14 protein-coding genes are annotated in these 14,363 nt (G+C 71.0%); 4 read left to right on the forward strand and 10 right to left on the reverse strand.

The window, feature by feature from the left end:
* Positions 1 to 74: 74 nt before the first annotated feature.
* Positions 75 to 2,285 (forward strand): hypothetical protein, encoded by a 2,211-nt coding sequence (locus C8N24_RS06315; RefSeq protein ID WP_121249091.1) that lies wholly within the window; start codon positions 75 to 77, stop codon positions 2,283 to 2,285.
* Here the strand turns inward: C8N24_RS06315 and C8N24_RS06320 are convergent.
* Positions 2,269 to 3,039: an ABC transporter permease gene (locus tag C8N24_RS06320; protein WP_121249093.1), complete on the reverse strand. Its 771-nt coding sequence runs from the start codon at positions 3,037 to 3,039 to the stop codon at positions 2,269 to 2,271. The two genes, C8N24_RS06315 and C8N24_RS06320, sit on opposite strands and share 17 nt — an antisense overlap.
* Positions 3,036 to 4,025, reverse strand: coding sequence for an ATP-binding cassette domain-containing protein (locus tag C8N24_RS06325; protein ID WP_121249095.1), 990 nt, complete (start codon positions 4,023 to 4,025; stop codon positions 3,036 to 3,038). Before C8N24_RS06325 ends, C8N24_RS06320 begins: the two co-directional genes overlap by 4 nt.
* A gap of 112 nt (positions 4,026 to 4,137) precedes the next feature.
* On the opposite strand from C8N24_RS06325, the gene C8N24_RS06330 reads away from it, so the two are divergent.
* Positions 4,138 to 5,097, forward strand: a complete 960-nt coding sequence (locus tag C8N24_RS06330; RefSeq protein ID WP_121252977.1) for a helix-turn-helix transcriptional regulator — start codon at positions 4,138 to 4,140, stop codon at positions 5,095 to 5,097.
* On the opposite strand, the gene C8N24_RS06335 is transcribed toward C8N24_RS06330, so the two are convergent.
* The 5 genes from C8N24_RS06335 to C8N24_RS06355 are packed head-to-tail and all read right to left on the reverse strand — an operon-like array spanning position 5,075 to position 11,953.
* On the reverse strand, positions 5,075 to 6,343 hold the full coding sequence (locus C8N24_RS06335) for an McrC family protein (protein ID WP_121249097.1): 1,269 nt from the start codon (positions 6,341 to 6,343) through the stop codon (positions 5,075 to 5,077). The genes C8N24_RS06330 and C8N24_RS06335 overlap by 23 nt on opposite strands.
* Positions 6,340 to 8,892, reverse strand: coding sequence for an AAA family ATPase (locus C8N24_RS34595; protein ID WP_211339857.1), 2,553 nt, complete (start codon positions 8,890 to 8,892; stop codon positions 6,340 to 6,342). The genes C8N24_RS06335 and C8N24_RS34595 overlap by 4 nt, the downstream gene beginning before the upstream one ends.
* 41 nt (positions 8,893 to 8,933) lie before the next feature.
* Entirely contained in the window at positions 8,934 to 10,202 is a 1,269-nt protein-coding gene (gene sufD, locus C8N24_RS06345; RefSeq protein ID WP_245971777.1) for a Fe-S cluster assembly protein SufD, read from the reverse strand.
* The gene (gene sufB, locus C8N24_RS06350; RefSeq protein ID WP_121249099.1) at positions 10,195 to 11,631 is read right to left on the reverse strand and encodes a Fe-S cluster assembly protein SufB; all 1,437 of its coding nucleotides are present in this window, start codon (positions 11,629 to 11,631) and stop codon (positions 10,195 to 10,197) included. The genes sufD and sufB overlap by 8 nt, the downstream gene beginning before the upstream one ends.
* A 4-nt stretch (positions 11,632 to 11,635) precedes the next feature.
* The gene (locus tag C8N24_RS06355; RefSeq protein WP_121249101.1) at positions 11,636 to 11,953 is read right to left on the reverse strand and encodes a non-heme iron oxygenase ferredoxin subunit; all 318 of its coding nucleotides are present in this window, start codon (positions 11,951 to 11,953) and stop codon (positions 11,636 to 11,638) included.
* Positions 11,954 to 12,016: 63 nt separating this feature from the next.
* Here C8N24_RS06355 and C8N24_RS06360 point away from each other — a divergent pair, with 63 nt between their 5' ends.
* Positions 12,017 to 12,784 (forward strand): gamma-glutamyl-gamma-aminobutyrate hydrolase family protein, encoded by a 768-nt coding sequence (locus C8N24_RS06360; RefSeq protein WP_121249104.1) that lies wholly within the window; start codon positions 12,017 to 12,019, stop codon positions 12,782 to 12,784.
* On the opposite strand, the gene C8N24_RS06365 is transcribed toward C8N24_RS06360, so the two are convergent.
* Positions 12,781 to 13,170, reverse strand: a complete 390-nt coding sequence (locus C8N24_RS06365; RefSeq protein WP_121249106.1) for a DUF4190 domain-containing protein — start codon at positions 13,168 to 13,170, stop codon at positions 12,781 to 12,783. The two genes, C8N24_RS06360 and C8N24_RS06365, sit on opposite strands and share 4 nt — an antisense overlap.
* Before the next feature lie 35 nt (positions 13,171 to 13,205).
* Here C8N24_RS06365 and C8N24_RS06370 point away from each other — a divergent pair, with 35 nt between their 5' ends.
* Positions 13,206 to 13,598, forward strand: coding sequence for a DUF2752 domain-containing protein (locus C8N24_RS06370; protein WP_170178882.1), 393 nt, complete (start codon positions 13,206 to 13,208; stop codon positions 13,596 to 13,598).
* A gap of 6 nt (positions 13,599 to 13,604) precedes the next feature.
* Here C8N24_RS06370 and C8N24_RS06375 read toward each other — a convergent pair whose 3' ends face one another.
* Entirely contained in the window at positions 13,605 to 14,027 is a 423-nt protein-coding gene (locus tag C8N24_RS06375) for a DUF4190 domain-containing protein (RefSeq protein WP_121249109.1), read from the reverse strand.
* Positions 14,028 to 14,049: 22 nt separating this feature from the next.
* Complete coding sequence (locus C8N24_RS06380) at positions 14,050 to 14,358, reverse strand: DUF4190 domain-containing protein (RefSeq protein WP_121249111.1); 309 nt, start codon at positions 14,356 to 14,358, stop codon at positions 14,050 to 14,052.
* Positions 14,359 to 14,363 lie beyond the last annotated feature (5 nt).

The raw sequence follows: 14,363 nt of genomic DNA on the forward strand, positions 1-14,363 counted from the left end.
TCATCCCTAAGGAGGACGCGGATCCTCCCAACGGCCGAGGAAGGCGCACCGGCGCCCGATTAGGGTCGGCCGTCGTGCGCCTCCCCACGCTCGTCGCTCTCCTCACGCTGCTCCTCGCCGCACCCGCCGCCGCGGCGGTGACCGACCTCACGGTCGACAACACCCGGCCGTCGGCCGCGGCCGGTGCGCGGACCGTGTACCGCGTCGGCTTCACGATCACCGCCGGCCTCGGCGGCGCCGACAGCGTCCGCGTGACGCTGCCCGGCGACCTCGGCACCGATGGCTGGCAGACCGGCACGCTCCGCGACGAGACCCGCGGCGTCGACGTCGGCGGCTGCGTGCGGCCGAACGCGGTCCTGATCTCGACCTGCACGTTCTTCAGCGGGCAGTCGGCCGCGGCCGGCGCGCGCCTGACGGCCACGCTGCGTGGCCTGACGAACCCGTCCACGGTCGGCGTGCGCGGGGTCGGCGTGAGCACGACGGCCGAGCCGGTCACGACGTCCTCGGACCCGTTCGCGATCGTCGCCGGTGGCCCGGTGTCCGAGCCGACGCTGGCGATCGGCTCCCCGTCGGCGGCGGCGGGCGCGGTGACCCGCTACGTGATCGGCTTCACGGTCACCGGTGGCCTGTCGGCCGAGGCCAACAGCCGGATCGCGGTCACGCTCCCACCGGGAACGGGCGCGGACGGCTGGCAGACCGGGACGATCCGCGACGTCACGCGCGGGGTCGACGTCGGCTCGTGCGCCCGGCCCGCCGGCGGCGTGTCCGACTGCGGGTTCTACTCGAGCGGATACGTCGACGCCGGCGACGAGCTGCAGCTCACGCTGCGCGGGCTGACCAACGGCGACGTCGGGGCGAAGACCGTGTCCGTGTCGACCACGACCGACCTGCCCGCCGTGTCTTCCATCGCCGCGAGCGTCGTCACGGGCGGGAGCGTGTCGACGCCGACGGTGACGATCGCCGACCCGTCCCCGGCCGCGGGCGCGCTCACCCGGCACGTGATCCGGTTCAGCGTCTCCGGCACCGGCGGCCTCTCGGCCGACGCGGGCAGCCGGATCGCGGTCACCGTTCCCCCGGGCACCGGCACGAGCGGCTGGCAGGGCGGGACGATCCGCGACGTCACCCGCCGGCTCGACGTCGGCAGCTGCGCGGTGCCCGTCGACGGCGTCGCGCGGTGCGGGTTCTACTCGACCGGGTTCGTGAACCCCGGCGCCGAGCTCGAGCTGACGCTGCGCGGGCTCACGAACGGCCCCGCCGGAGCGCAAAGCGTGTCGGTCACCACCACGAGCGACCTCCCGGCCGTCGCCTCCACGCCCTTCGTCGTGCTCGGCGGGGGCGCGCTGACCGGCGTCGCGCTGCGGTTCGGCTCGCCCGCGGAGGTCGGGCTCGTCACCTCGGCCACCGGCGGGCTGTCCGCCGACGCGGGCAGCCGGATCCGGCTGACGTTCCCCGCCGGCACCGCGTTCTCCGGCACGACCAACGGCATCGTCCGCGACCTCACGCGCGGGGTCGACGTCGGCTCGTGCGGGTCGCCGGCGGGCGTGAACGTCACCTGCGGCCTGTACTCGACCGCGTTCGTGAACCCGGGCGACGTGCTGCGGATCAGCTTCCCGGGGATCACCGCGCCGGCGCTGCTCGCGCCCATGACCGCGAGCACCACGTCCGACGTGCCGGAGGTCGCCTCGGGCGCCCCGGTCGTCGAGCCGACGCCCACCCCCACACCCACCCCGACGCCCACGCCGTCGCCGAGCCCGGAGCCGACGGCGGTCCCCACGGTGATCGCCACCCCGACGCCGACCCCCAACGCGCGCCCCGCGGAGGGCACCGTCAAGGTCAAGGTCCCCGGCTCCAGCCGCTACGTGGAACTGGACCCGGCGGCGGGCGTCCCGCTCGGGTCGACCGTGGACGCCAAGCAGGGCACGGTCGTCATCCGCGACGGCAGCGGCGGCGAGGCCGAGTTCTCCGACGGGATCTTCACGCTCAGCCGTGTCGGCCGTGTCACGGTGCTCACGCTCACCGAGCCGCTCGCACCGTGCAAGCGCGCGTCGGCGGCGAAGAAGAAGGCCAGATCGCGCAAGCTGTGGGGGAACGGCAAGGGCGCGTTCCGCACGGCCGGCAAGTACAGCGCCGCCACGGTGCGCGGCACGCGCTGGCTCGTGCAGGACTCCTGCGCCGGCACGCTGACGAAGGTCACCCAGGGCGCCGTCACGGTGCGTGACGCCGTCAAGAAGAAGACCGTCGTCGTGCGCGCCGGCAAGCGGTACCGCGCTACGCCGAAGCGCTGAGGCGGTACTTGCGCACCGCGAGCGGGGCGAACAGCGCGATCAGCACGATGCACCAGACGACGCTCAGCCACAGGCTGTTGCCCATGTCTCCGCCGAGCCACAACGCGCGCAGCGCATCGACCATCGTGGACACCGGGTTGACCTCCGCCACCTGCTGCAGCCCCGCCGGCATCGACTCGACCGGCACGAACGCGGAGCTGATGAACGTGATCGGGAACACGAGGATGAAGCCGACGCCGTTCGCCGCTTCCGGCGAGGACACGCTCATGCCGATCACGGCGAAGATCCAGCTGAACGCGTAGCCGAACAGCAGCAGCAGTGCGATCCCTCCGAGGATCTCGGGCACGGCCGCGTCGAAGCGGAACCCGATCACGAAGCCCGTCGTCAGCAGGATCGCCACCGACAGCAGGTTCGTCGCGACGTCCGCGAGCGTGCGGCCGGCGAGCACCGAGGCGCGTGCCGTCGGCAGCGAGCGGAAGCGGTCGATCAGGCCCTTCGTCATGTCCTCGGCCAGCCCGAGCGCGGTCGTGAAGCCGCCGAACGCGATCTGCTGGACGATCATCCCCGGGATCAGGAAGTCGATGTAGTCGGAGAAGCCGGGCGTCTCGATCGCGCCGCCGAAGACGAACGCGAACAGCAGCACGAACATGATCGGCTGCACCGTGAAGGCCAGCAGCATGTCCGGGTTGCGCGGGAGCCGGATCAGGTTGCGCTCCGCGAGCGTGAGCGTGTCGCGCGTCAGCCGCCCGCTCATGCCGTCACCAACTCGCGCTCGGCCTCGACGGTGGCTTCCTCGTCGGCGGCCGCGTGGCCGGTCAGCGTGAGGAACACGTCGTCGAGCGTCGGGCGGCGGACCGCGATGTCCTCCGCGCCCACCCCCGCCTGGCTCAGCCGCCGCGCGGCCTCCATGATCGCGCCGGAGCGCTCCGCGACCTGCACGACGACGAGCGCGCCGTCGGTGTGCACGGGCTCGTCGCTCATGCACTCGAGCGCGCTCGTCGCCGCGAAGGCGGCCGCCTCGTGCGTGAGCGTCACCTCGACGCGCACGCCGCCGACGCGGCTCTTGAGCTCGTCCGCGGTGCCCTCGGCGATCACGTGCCCGTGGTCGACGACCGCGATCCGGTCCGCGAGCCGGTCGGCCTCCTCGAGGTACTGGGTGGTCAGCAGCACGGTCGTGCCGTCCCCGACGAGCTCCTCGATCGCCTCCCACAGCTCGATCCGCGACCGCGGATCCAGGCCGGTCGTCGGCTCGTCGAGGAACAGCACGGGCGGGCTCGCCACGAGCGCCGCCGCCAGGTCCAGGCGCCGCCGCATGCCGCCGGAGTAGGTCTTCGCCGGCCGCCCGCCGGCGTCGCTCAGCGAGAAGCGCTCGAGCAGCTCGACCGCCCGCCGCTTCGCCGCCGCGCGCCGGTTCCCGTACAGCCGCCCGACCATCGTCAGGTTCTCGATCCCGGTCAGGTTCTCGTCGACCGCCGCGTACTGGCCGGCGAGCCCGATCCGCGAGCGCAGCCGCGCCGCGTCCTTGACCACGTCGAGCCCGGCGACGCGCGCCTCACCGCCGTCCGGCTCGAGCAGCGTCGTGAGGACGCGGACGGAGGTGGTCTTCCCGGCGCCGTTCGGGCCGAGCACGCCCAGCACGGTGCCGGGCGCCGCCTCGAGGTCGACGCCGTCCAGGGCACGGACGTCGCCGAAGGACTTCACGAGGCCGTGCGCGCTGATCGCCAGGTCTTCGTTTCGCATGCAGGCAGCCTCTCGACGGCTGCGGTCAGGTTCTGTCCGCAATCGGCAAGACTCGTGCTAGCCGCACCCCTTGCGGACACATGGTGTCCGCAACCGCGGCCATCCTGTGCGCGTGAGCGAGACCACGTCCAGCCGGCTCCTGACGTTGCTGTCGTTGCTGCAGGGCCGTCGCGACTGGCCGGGCATGGAGCTGGCCGACCGCCTGGAGGTGTCCCCGCGCACGATCCGCCGCGACGTCGAGCGGCTCCGGACGCTCGGCTACCCCGTCGAGTCGATGACCGGCCCGGCCGGCGGCTACCAGCTCCGCGCGGGCACGGCGATGCCGCCGCTCCTGCTCGACGACGACGAGGCGATCGCGATCGCCGTGTCCCTGCGCACCGCCGCCGGCAGCTCGGTCATGGGCATCGAGGAGACCGCCGTCCGCGCGCTCGTCAAGCTCGAGCAGGTCCTCCCCACGCACCTGCGCCGGCGCGTGCAAGCGCTCCAGCGCGCGACCCAGACGCTCCAGGTCTACGCGGGCGGCCCGACCGTGGACCCGCAATGCCTGACGGCGCTCGCCGCGGCGGTCCGCGACACCGAGCGCGTGCGCTTCAGCTACACCGCGCGCGACCAGGCGCCGAGCAAGCGCGAGGCCGAACCCCACTCGCTCGTGAACGCGGGCCGCCGCTGGTACCTCGTGGCCTGGGACTGCGGGCGCTCGGACTGGCGCACGTTCCGCGTGGACCGGATCGAGAAGGTCCAGCCGATCGGCACCCGCTTCCACCCGCGCACGCTCCCCGCCCCGGACGCGGCCAGCTACGTCCAGCAGAGCCTGCGCAACTACCCGTCGCGCTACGAGGCGCGCGTGACCGTGCACGCGTCCGCCGAGACGCTGCAGGGCCGCCGCTGGCTCGGCGACATCACGCCGATCGACGACACCCGCTGCGAGCTCCGCACCAACGACGACCACCTCGACTGGCTCGCGATGCGGATCGCGATGATCCCGGAGCCGTACGAGGTCCACGGGCCGCCGGAGCTGATCGAGCGGATGCGGGCGATCGCCGAGGGGATCACGCGGAGCACCGAGCGTTGAGCACGACCTCCCGCAGCGCGTCGACCAGCGGGCGCGCCTCGGTCTCGACCTCCTCCAGCACCTTCACCACCGGGACGCCGATCGCGGTAACGCTCGCCCGCAACGTGCGATCGCTGTGGCGGACGACGAGTGGCGTGCGCTCCAGCGCGGCACCCTCGGCGGGGTAGATGATCAGCGCGTGCGGCTGCTCCTTGGCGCCCAGCCCCATCGCGTACAGGAAGGTCTGCGCGACATCGTCGCGGCTGAGCCCTTTCGCCGAATAGCGCTTGTACTTGGCGTCGATCGGGATGGCCACCGCAGGCGCGCCGACCCGCGCGACTGCGTCCGGGATGAGCTTCAGGTAGGCGCGGCCGTCCGCGCGGCGTACGACGCTGCCCGTCTGCCTCTGGAAGTCCACGGTGCCCAGGGCCTCGCCGAGCAGCCGCTCGACGAACGTCTCGAAGACGCGGTTCATGTCGAGCAGGAACGCGAAGCTGCGCGTCGCGCCGCCCCGGTAGAGGTCGTCCAGGCCTTCGCTGCCCTCCAGCACCAGCCACGCCAGCTCGTGCGCCGCCGCGTATCGCTGGTTGAGACGGTCGTAGTGAACCTTGCGCTTCGGCAGCGCGACGGCGGACGCGTCACACACGTCCGAGAGGAGCAGCCGCAGGCGCCTGGCTCGCCGCCGCACGCCGGCGTCCCGGACCCGCTCCGCACACCGCTGCGCGGCGGCGAGGAGAAGCTGGTTGTCGAAGATGTCGGCCGACCGCTCGTCGAAGCGGCATTCCAGCCGGTCGACGCGACCGTGCTGCCGGCGTAGCTGGCGCTCGAAGAGCAGCCGTCCCCGCAGCGCCCCGAGCGTGTCCTCGCGCTCGACGTAGGCCGTGCGCACCCCCGCCCGCGTGATCCGCTCGGCGGCGCGCACCAGCAGCAGCGCCACGAGATCCAGCAGGTTCGCGCCCTCGAGCTTGAGATCGTGCTCGGCGTCGAGCGCCTTGAGGGCGTTGAGCCCGCTGGCCCAGTCGACCATCCGCACGACGCCGAGGTGCTCGCCGGCGAGCTTCGGAACGACATGCAGCCGGACGCCGCTGAGCTGGACGACGCCGACCCACGAGCGCGCGGTCACGCGCAGACCGCTGACGAGCTCATCGACGATCAGCCGCCGCGAGCTGGTCAACCGCTCGCACAGCCGGCGGTCATCATCGTCGAGCGCGACGCCGGGCAGCACACGCGTGTGCCACTCGGGGATCTCGACCGCCGCGTCGGTCATGAGGGCTCGTCGGACTCCGCCGCGCTCGCGGAGAAGCGTCCGGCGAGCGCTTGCACGAGGGCGTCGGGGTCTTCGAGGACGTCTTCCTTGAAGCCCTGGGCGTCGACGTCCACGAGCTCGGGTCCGAGGACCTGCTGGAGCTGCCCGTATTCCTCGTAGCAGTACTCCTGCAGCAGCGGCAGGATCTCCAGGCGGAAGATCCGGGCGAAGTCGGCCGCCTCCTCCACCGGCTGGCCGCCGGGCATCAGGTACGCATGGCCGATCTGCTTCTCGCGACCAGCGACGCGTGCCACCTCCCGGTTGAGCCCCGCGAGGAAGTCCTCGAGCTTGAGCGTGCCTACCGCCTGCTCGAGTTGGTCCGGGCGCGGCATCAGCTCGATGAACGCGAACCGCCGCCGGAGCGCGACGTCCATGAGCGTGATCGATCGATCCGCGGTGTTCATCGTTCCGAGCAGGTACACGTTCGGCGGCACCACGAAGCGCTCCTTGCTCTGCGGCAGCGTGACCTGCAGGCCGCGCTTGTCCACCTCGAGCAACGTGATCAGCTCGCCCAGGACCTTGGCGACGTTCGCGCGGTTGATCTCGTCGATGACGAGCAGGTACGGGCGTCCGGGGTCGGCCAACGCCGCGAGGCAGACGCGCTTGAAGACGCCGTCCTCCAGCTGCAGGGCGAGCTCGCCGCTCGCGTCGGGAACCGGCCGAAAGCCCTCGACGAAGTCCTCGTAGCCGTAGGACGGATGGAAGGTCGTGAAGGTCAGCTGCCCGATCTGGTCGCCCTCCTCCAGGTACTCGATCGTGGAGGCGTCGGCCTGTCCGACCAGCGTCGACAGCCGTTGGGTCTCCGCGCCCGAGAGCGCGAACAGCGTGCCCTGAAATCCGTTGAACACCGCTTCGGACCTGGTAAGGAGCTCATCGCTGACGATGTCGTCGTAGGTCGGTCCGTTCTCGATCGGGTGCAGCGGCTCGAGGTCGATCGTCGGTGCATCCTTGCCCTCCGCGACGCCGAACGCCCGGCTGACACGCGCCAGGGCGACCAGCCGCTTGGTCGGGCTCGACTCGTACCCGAAGACGAGGTCGCCGACTTGCACCTTGGGGTAGTTGCGCTTGAGTCGGCGGTAGCCGAAGTCGATCTTCCCGTCCTTGAAGAGGTCGCTCCAGCTCCACTGCTTCGGGTTGGCCACGATCAGCCACGCGGTTTCGGCCAAGCCCGAGCCTGCGAGCTGGCGCTCGGCCGCGACGAGGGCTTCGCTGTCGGCGAAGGCGGCTTCCGGCTTGGCGTGGCCCGCCCGCTCTCGCAGCCACCAGGCCGCGAAGCGGCGGGCGTGGAACGTCTTCCCCGTCCCCGGTGGGCCGTACAGCACGACCTGGCCCTTGGCCTCGAGCGCGGACGCGAGCCACGTGTACAGCGGGTCGACTTCGACGGTGGGCTTGGGCCCGACGTCCGACGCCTCGATGAGCGCCCGTTGCGCGGCCGTCACCTTGTCGATCGTGTTCAGCCACCCGTTCTGCGGCGGGATGTCCCGCGCGTAGCCGGTGTCCCACTCGACGTGCACGACGTGGCGGTAGAACTCCCGCTGCGGCTGGTACTCGTACAGCGGCTCGACCACGGTGCCGACGGCGAGGATCTTGGACTTGCCGCGGTTGGCGACGATCCGGTCCCCCGCCCGCAGCTCGGTCAGGCGCCAGAGCGCGTTCGCCTTGCGCGCCCGGACGTGGGCCGGATCGGCGTACGCCTCGTCGTAGGCGGCGCGGAACTCGGCCTTGCTGCCGAAGTCCCGCAGGTCGCCGATCGCCTCCCACCCGACCGCCATGATGTTCGCCGCGAGGAACGCGTCCCAGTGCATCCCCTGGCGCCCAGGCGAGATCTTGAGCCAGGTCGGCGCGGACACGGGCGAGAAGAAGCGGTAGAGGAAGCGCTCGAACTCGTTCGTCCTGAAGGTGCTGCCGCCAGGGCTGATGCGCCGCAGCTCCTCCAGCAGCGCGAGGTTGAGCTCGATCGCGCTCAGCGACTGGTTCGAGGCCTCCTCCCGGTCCAGCAGGCCGAGGAAGTGCCGTAGGTGGGCGCTGGACGCGATCGGCAGAACACGGTCCGGGAAGTACGTGTGCAGCGTCTTGACCAGGAGCGCGGGCCCGGTGCGCAGCGCGTCGAGGTCGGCGAGACGTGGCCAGCTGTTCTCAGCGGCGCTGTCCAGCGCGCTGACGAAGTCCTGCCGTACGCGCTCCCACGCGGCGTCCACTGAGTCGAAGGCGGCTTCGTCGAAGTGCCAGCCGTCTCCAGACTTGCGCTTGTAGATCAGCAGCTTGCTGGCGTTGCCGCCCCGGATCGACCCCAGGTGCGCCGCCGCGAACTCGAGCCGGTAGCAGTACGTGCCGGTTGAGTCGTCTTGGCCGATGGCGTACTCGGCCAGCGTCATCGCCGGCCAGGCCTCGCGCGGAAACCGCGCGAGCAGATCAGCACGCTCCTCCTCGCCCAGATCGAGATGTGCTCGATCGAGCTCCGGGTCGTAGGCGGCCAGCGCGCGTACGACCCGGTCCCGTGTCTCACTCATGCCGCCACATTACGTGGCGACGCCTGCGTACTACGCCAGTCTCAATCGAGCAGGACTGAGAGACGGCGCTCGAGCGCCGTCGTCATGGCGTCGCGGATCGGCCCCATCTCGAAGCGCTCGACGAGCTCGGCCATGAAGCCCTCGATCACGAGGCGCTTCGACAGGGCGTCGTCCAGGCCGCGCGAGTTCAGGTAGAAGACCTGCTCGGGATCGATCTGGGCGATCGCCGCGGCGTGCGTGCAGCGCACGTCGTTGGCGAGGATCTCCAGGCCGGGGATCGCGTCCGCGTGCGCCTTCTTGGAGAGCAGCAGGTTGCGGCACTCCTGGAACGCGTCGGTCTGCTGGGCGCCCGGGTCGACCTTGATCATGCCGCGCCAGACGGCGCTCGACCGGTCGGCGAGGATGCCGCGGAAGGCCAGGTCGGACGTGGTGTTGGCCGCGCCGTGCTCCTGCAGCGTGTGGAAGTCCACGTGCTGGCGGGCGTGCGGGGCGTAGGCGCCGGTCACGCGGGCGTGCGAGCCCTCACCGGCGAGCAGCGTCTCGGTGAACACCTTGCCGTTGGCCGAGCCGAAGCCGGCCGTGACCCAGTCGAGGTGGCCGTCGCGGGCGACCTCGGCCCGCTGGGAGCCGAAGACCCAGGTCTTCTCGTTGAGGTCCTGCGCGCCGACGAACCGCAGGCGGGCGTTCTGGCCCACGCGCAGCTCGACGATCGACGTCAGCAGCGTCTCGTTGTCGGTCGTGCCGGAGAGGTGCTGCTCCCAGACCTCGGCCTCGGCGCCCTCCTCGACCACGATCAGCACGCGGCGGTGCAGGGCGGTCTTCTCGGCGTCGGCGATCGCGGTGAGGACGATCGGCTGCTCGACGCGCACGCCCCGCGGGACGTACACGAACGCGCCGCCGGTCCAGCCCGCGTCGTTGAGCTCGGTGAAGACGTCCTGCTGCGTGTCCACGACCTTGCCGAAGTGCTCTTCGACCAGGTCGGCGTGCGTCTCGCAGGCGAGCGTCAGCGGCAGGACGAGCAGGTCGTCCGGCGCGTCGCCGCCATCGATCACGCGGCCGTCGACCTGCCCGAGGTGATGCGCGCCCTCGGGCGCCTCGAGCAGCGTCTCGACGCGGTCCACCGCGGACGCGTCACCGACGCCCGGCTCGGCCGCGGTGAAGGACGCGAGGTCCAGCTTGGAGATGTCCGTGAACTCCCAGCCCGCCTTGCCCTTGAAGCGGGGGACGTCGAGCTGCGCGGCACGGTGCGCCGCATCGCTGCGGCGCGCCTTCAGCCACTCGGGCTCGCGGACGGTGGCCAGCTCAGCCAATGGATCCCTCCATCTGGAGCTCGATGAGGCGGTTCATCTCCACCGCGTACTCCATCGGGAGCTCCTTGACGATCGGCTCGATGAAGCCGTTCACGATCAACTTGCCCGCCTCGTCCTCGGGGATGCCGCGGGACATCAGGTAGAAGAGCTGCTCCTCGCCGATCTTCGAGACCGACGCCTCGTGCCCGACGTCCACGTCGTCCTCGCCGATGCGGATCGTGGGGTACGTGTCCGAGCGCGAGTCCTCGTCGAGCAGCAGCGCGTCGCAGACGACCTTGGACTTCGAGCCCGAGGCGCCCTTGGCGACCTCGAGCAGGCCGCGGTAGGAGCTGCGGCCGCCGTCCTTGGAAATCGACTTGGCGAAGATGTTCGACGTCGTGTTCGGCGCGGCGTGGATGATCTTCGCGCCGGCGTCCTGGTGCTGACCCTTGCCCGCGAAGGCGATCGAGAGCACCTCGCCGTGCGCGCGCTCGCCCGTCAGATAGACGGACGGGTACTTCATCGTCAGCTTGGAGCCGAGGTTGCAGTCGACCCACTCGACCGTCGCGTCGGTCTCGGCGACCGCGCGCTTGGTGACGAGGTTGTAGACGTTCTGCGACCAGTTCTGGACGGTCGTGTAGCGGATGCGCGCGCCGGGCTTGGCGATCAGCTCGACGACGGCGGAGTGCAGCGAGTCCGAGCTCCACACCGGGGCGGTGCAGCCCTCGACGTAGTGCACGTACGAGCCTTCGTCGGCGATGATCAGCGTCCGCTCGAACTGGCCCATGTTCTCGGTGTTGATCCGGAAGTAGGCCTGCAGCGGCATCTCGACGTGGACGCCCTTCGGGACGTACACGAACGACCCGCCCGACCAGACCGCGGAGTTCAGCGCCGCGAGCTTGTTGTCGTTGGCGGGGATGATCGACGCGAAGTACTCGCGGACGATGTCCTCGTGCTCACGGAGCCCCGAGTCCATGTCCATGAAGATCACGCCCTGCTTCTCGAGGTCCTCGCGCACCTGGTGGTAGACGACCTCGGACTCGTACTGGGCGCCGACGCCGGAGAGGAACTTGCGCTCGGCCTCGGGGATGCCCAGGCGGTCGAACGTGTTCTTGATGTCCTCGGGCACGTCGTCCCACGTGCGCGAGGCCTTCTCGGACGCGCGGACGAAGTAGTGGATGTCGTCGTAGTCGACCTCGGCCAGCATCGGCGAGCCCCAGGTCGGCTGCGGCCGCTCCAGGAAGTGCTCGAGCGCCTTCAGGCGGAAGTCCCGCATCCACTGCGGCTCGTTCTTGAACTCGGAGATCTGCATGACCAGCTCCTTCGAGAGCCCCTTCGGGGCCTTGAAGGCGTAGCCGGTCTCCGGGTCGTGGAACCCGAACTTCTCCTTGTAGTCGCTGTTGATGCCGACCAGCGCCTGCTGCTCGGCGATCACCTCGGGAGTAGCCATCAGGTCAGTCGACCTCCACTCGAATCACGCCGTCCTCGACGACCACCGGGAAGGTGTCGACGGGCACGTACGCAGGCAGGTTCATGGGCTTTCCGGTGCGCAGATCGAACTTCGATCCGTGCCGGGGGCATTCGATGCTGCAGTCCGTCTCGTCCAGCTCACCGTCCACCAGCTCGCCGTCGTCGTGCGAGCAGCGATCCTCGATGGCGAAGATCTGGCCGGCGCAGTTGACCACGCCGATCTCCAGGTCCTCGTGCTCCACGAGGCGCTTGCTCCCGGGCGGGAGCTCGGCGAGCGGGCAGATGTCGATGAGAGGGCTCACGAAAGAAAACCGATTCCGGAGGTAGGGATTCTACCGCCCGGCCTGCGGGGTACCGTTTTGCCGATGCAGAGGAGACCGCTGGTCGGGGTGACCACCTCGGAAGTGCGGCGGGCGGAACGCACGCGACCCCTGCGCGAGGGCGAGCCGCCGCAGCACGAGATGGCGTTGGGAATGCCGTACGTGCGCGCGCTCGCACGCGCGGGCGCAGTGCCCGTGGTGCTGCCGCCGCTCGGCGTGGACGCCGTACCGGAGCTGCTGCGCTGCCTGCAGGCGGTGTGCCTGAGCGGCGGCCCGGACCTCGACCCCGCCGCCTACGGCGCCAAGCCCTCGCCCGACCTGGGCCCGACGGAGCCGACGCTCGACGTGTTCGAGCTGGAGGTGGCGAGGGTGGCCGATGCGATGGGGCTACCCATCTTCGGCATCTGCCGCGGGGCGCAGGCGCTCAACGTCGCGCGGGGCGGCACGTTGCACCAGCACTTGCCGGCGGTCACCGACAACTCGATCGACCATCGCCAGACCGCGCCCGGCTGGGAGGAGACGCACCCGGTCCACGTCGAGCCCGGCTCGAGCCTGGCCGCGATCCTCGGCACCGACGCGCCGTGGGTGAACACGTTCCACCACCAGGCGGTCGAGCGGCTCGGCCGCGGGCTGCGCGCCGTGGCCTGGGCGCCCGACGGCACGGTCGAGGGGATCGAGGACATGAGCGAGCACTTCGTGCTCGGCGTCCAGTGGCACGCGGAGACGCTCGACCGGCCCGGCCAGCCGCACCCGCGGCTGTTCGAGGCGTTGGTCGCCGCCGCCGGCGGCGAGCAGCTGGACCTGGCCGCCTAGGCATTTAGCGCGGCGCGGAGCATCGAGATCTGGGTGTCCAGCTCGTACTCGTAGTTCGAGCCCTCGTCGAGGGCCCAGACGCCGAAGACGACGAACGCGGCGATCACCAGCAGCCCCAGCACGCACAGGCCCACGCCGACCCAGCCGAGGATGAGGCCGGCCTTGGCCAGGTCGCGGCCGGTGACCTGACCACCCGAGCGGTCGATCTCGTTCAGGGCGATGTTGCCGCAGATGATCGCGGCGATCGAGCAGATCAGCGGGCAGACGAAGAAGCCGCAGATGCCGAGGACGAGCGCCGCCGTGGCCGTGCCGCTGCTCCGCGTGGGCGGAGGGCCGCCGTAGTAGTACGGCGGCTGCGGAGGTTGCGAGTAGTCCTGCCAGCTCATGGGTGCCGGAACGGTACCGCGCGATACTGGGTGCCGTGAACCCTACGAAGCGGGAGGGATTGGTCCTGCTGGCCGCCGGTTGCCTGCCGTTCGCGGCCGGCGCCGTGATCCCGCGCGAGGGCACCGACCTCATCCCCGCTTGCCCGTTCCGGTCGTTGACCGGGCTGCCGTGCCCGCTGTGCGGCGGCACGCGCGCGTTCGCGTGGGCGGCGCGCGGGGACAGCGGCTTCCTCGACTACAACGGCTTCTGGGTGTTCTTCGCGCTCGCGTTGCTGGTCGCGGGCGTGTTCGTGCTCGTCACGCGCGTGCGGGTCCTGGACGCCCCGGTACGCACGCCGCTGCGCGCCGTGCTGTTCCTCGGCGCGCTGGGCGCCGCGGGGTGGGCGTGGGCGCTCGCCGAACGCGCGACGATCGCCCCGCCCGGGTGAGCGTGGCTACGAGTTGCTGATGCCGACCCCGAGCACGACGACGAAGAACAGGATGCTGATGACCGCGAACGCGACCCCGATCCAGCCCGTCACCACGCCCGCCTGAGCCATGCCGCGCCCGGTCAGGCGCCCACCGGAGTTGTCGATCTCGCGCTTGGCCTTGTTGCCGTAGACGACCGCGAGCGGGCCGCAGATCAGCGGGCAGATGACGAGCGAGCAGATGCCGAGGATCAGGGCCGCGGTCGCCGAGCCGGGCGTCTGCTGCGGCTGGTTGAAGCCCTGCTGCCACTGCGGCGTCTCCTGCTGCCCCCACTGCTGCGGCTGCTGACCCCATTGCGGCTGCTGCTCAGGCTGCTGCCATTGCGACTGCCACTGGGGCTGTTGCCACTGCGGGGGCTGCTGCTGCTCGTCGTCTCCCTGACCGCTCATATGGCGCGCACCCTAGCGGCGCTCAGGCCGAGATGGCTCCCGCGATGAAGAGGATCACGATCAGCACGCCCCAGGCGATGCCGATCCAGCTCAGGATCACGCCGGCCTGGGCCATGCCCCGGCCGCCGAGCCGGCCGCCGGAGGAGTCGATCTCGTTCTTGGCCTGGCCGCCGATGATCACCCCGATGATCCCGCAGATCAGCGGGCAGATGAGGATGCTCACGATGCCGAGCACGAGCGCGGCGGTCGCCTTGCCCGACGTGGATTGGGGCGCCTGACCTCCGCCACCCCATTGCGGTTGTCCCTGGGGCTGCTGCCACTGTTCGCTCATCGCGG

Origin of the sequence: Solirubrobacter pauli (assembly GCF_003633755.1) — a bacterium.
Lineage (GTDB): Bacteria > Actinomycetota > Thermoleophilia > Solirubrobacterales > Solirubrobacteraceae > Solirubrobacter > Solirubrobacter pauli.

Bases quoted from the DNA above. Each gene is read 5' to 3' on its own strand.
- C8N24_RS06320 (WP_121249093.1), bottom strand. From the start codon at position 3,039: ATGAGCGGGCGGCTGACGCGCGACACGCTCACGCTCGCGGAGCGCAAC.
- C8N24_RS06325 (WP_121249095.1), bottom strand. From the start codon at position 4,025: ATGCGAAACGAAGACCTGGCGATCAGCGCGCACGGCCTCGTGAAGTCC.
- C8N24_RS06335 (WP_121249097.1), bottom strand. From the start codon at position 6,343: ATGACCGACGCGGCGGTCGAGATCCCCGAGTGGCACACGCGTGTGCTG.
- C8N24_RS34595 (WP_211339857.1), bottom strand. From the start codon at position 8,892: ATGAGTGAGACACGGGACCGGGTCGTACGCGCGCTGGCCGCCTACGAC.
- sufB (WP_121249099.1), bottom strand. From the start codon at position 11,631: ATGGCTACTCCCGAGGTGATCGCCGAGCAGCAGGCGCTGGTCGGCATC.
- C8N24_RS06360 (WP_121249104.1), top strand. From the start codon at position 12,017: ATGCAGAGGAGACCGCTGGTCGGGGTGACCACCTCGGAAGTGCGGCGG.
- C8N24_RS06365 (WP_121249106.1), bottom strand. From the start codon at position 13,170: ATGAGCTGGCAGGACTACTCGCAACCTCCGCAGCCGCCGTACTACTAC.
- C8N24_RS06375 (WP_121249109.1), bottom strand. From the start codon at position 14,027: ATGAGCGGTCAGGGAGACGACGAGCAGCAGCAGCCCCCGCAGTGGCAA.
- C8N24_RS06380 (WP_121249111.1), bottom strand. From the start codon at position 14,358: ATGAGCGAACAGTGGCAGCAGCCCCAGGGACAACCGCAATGGGGTGGC.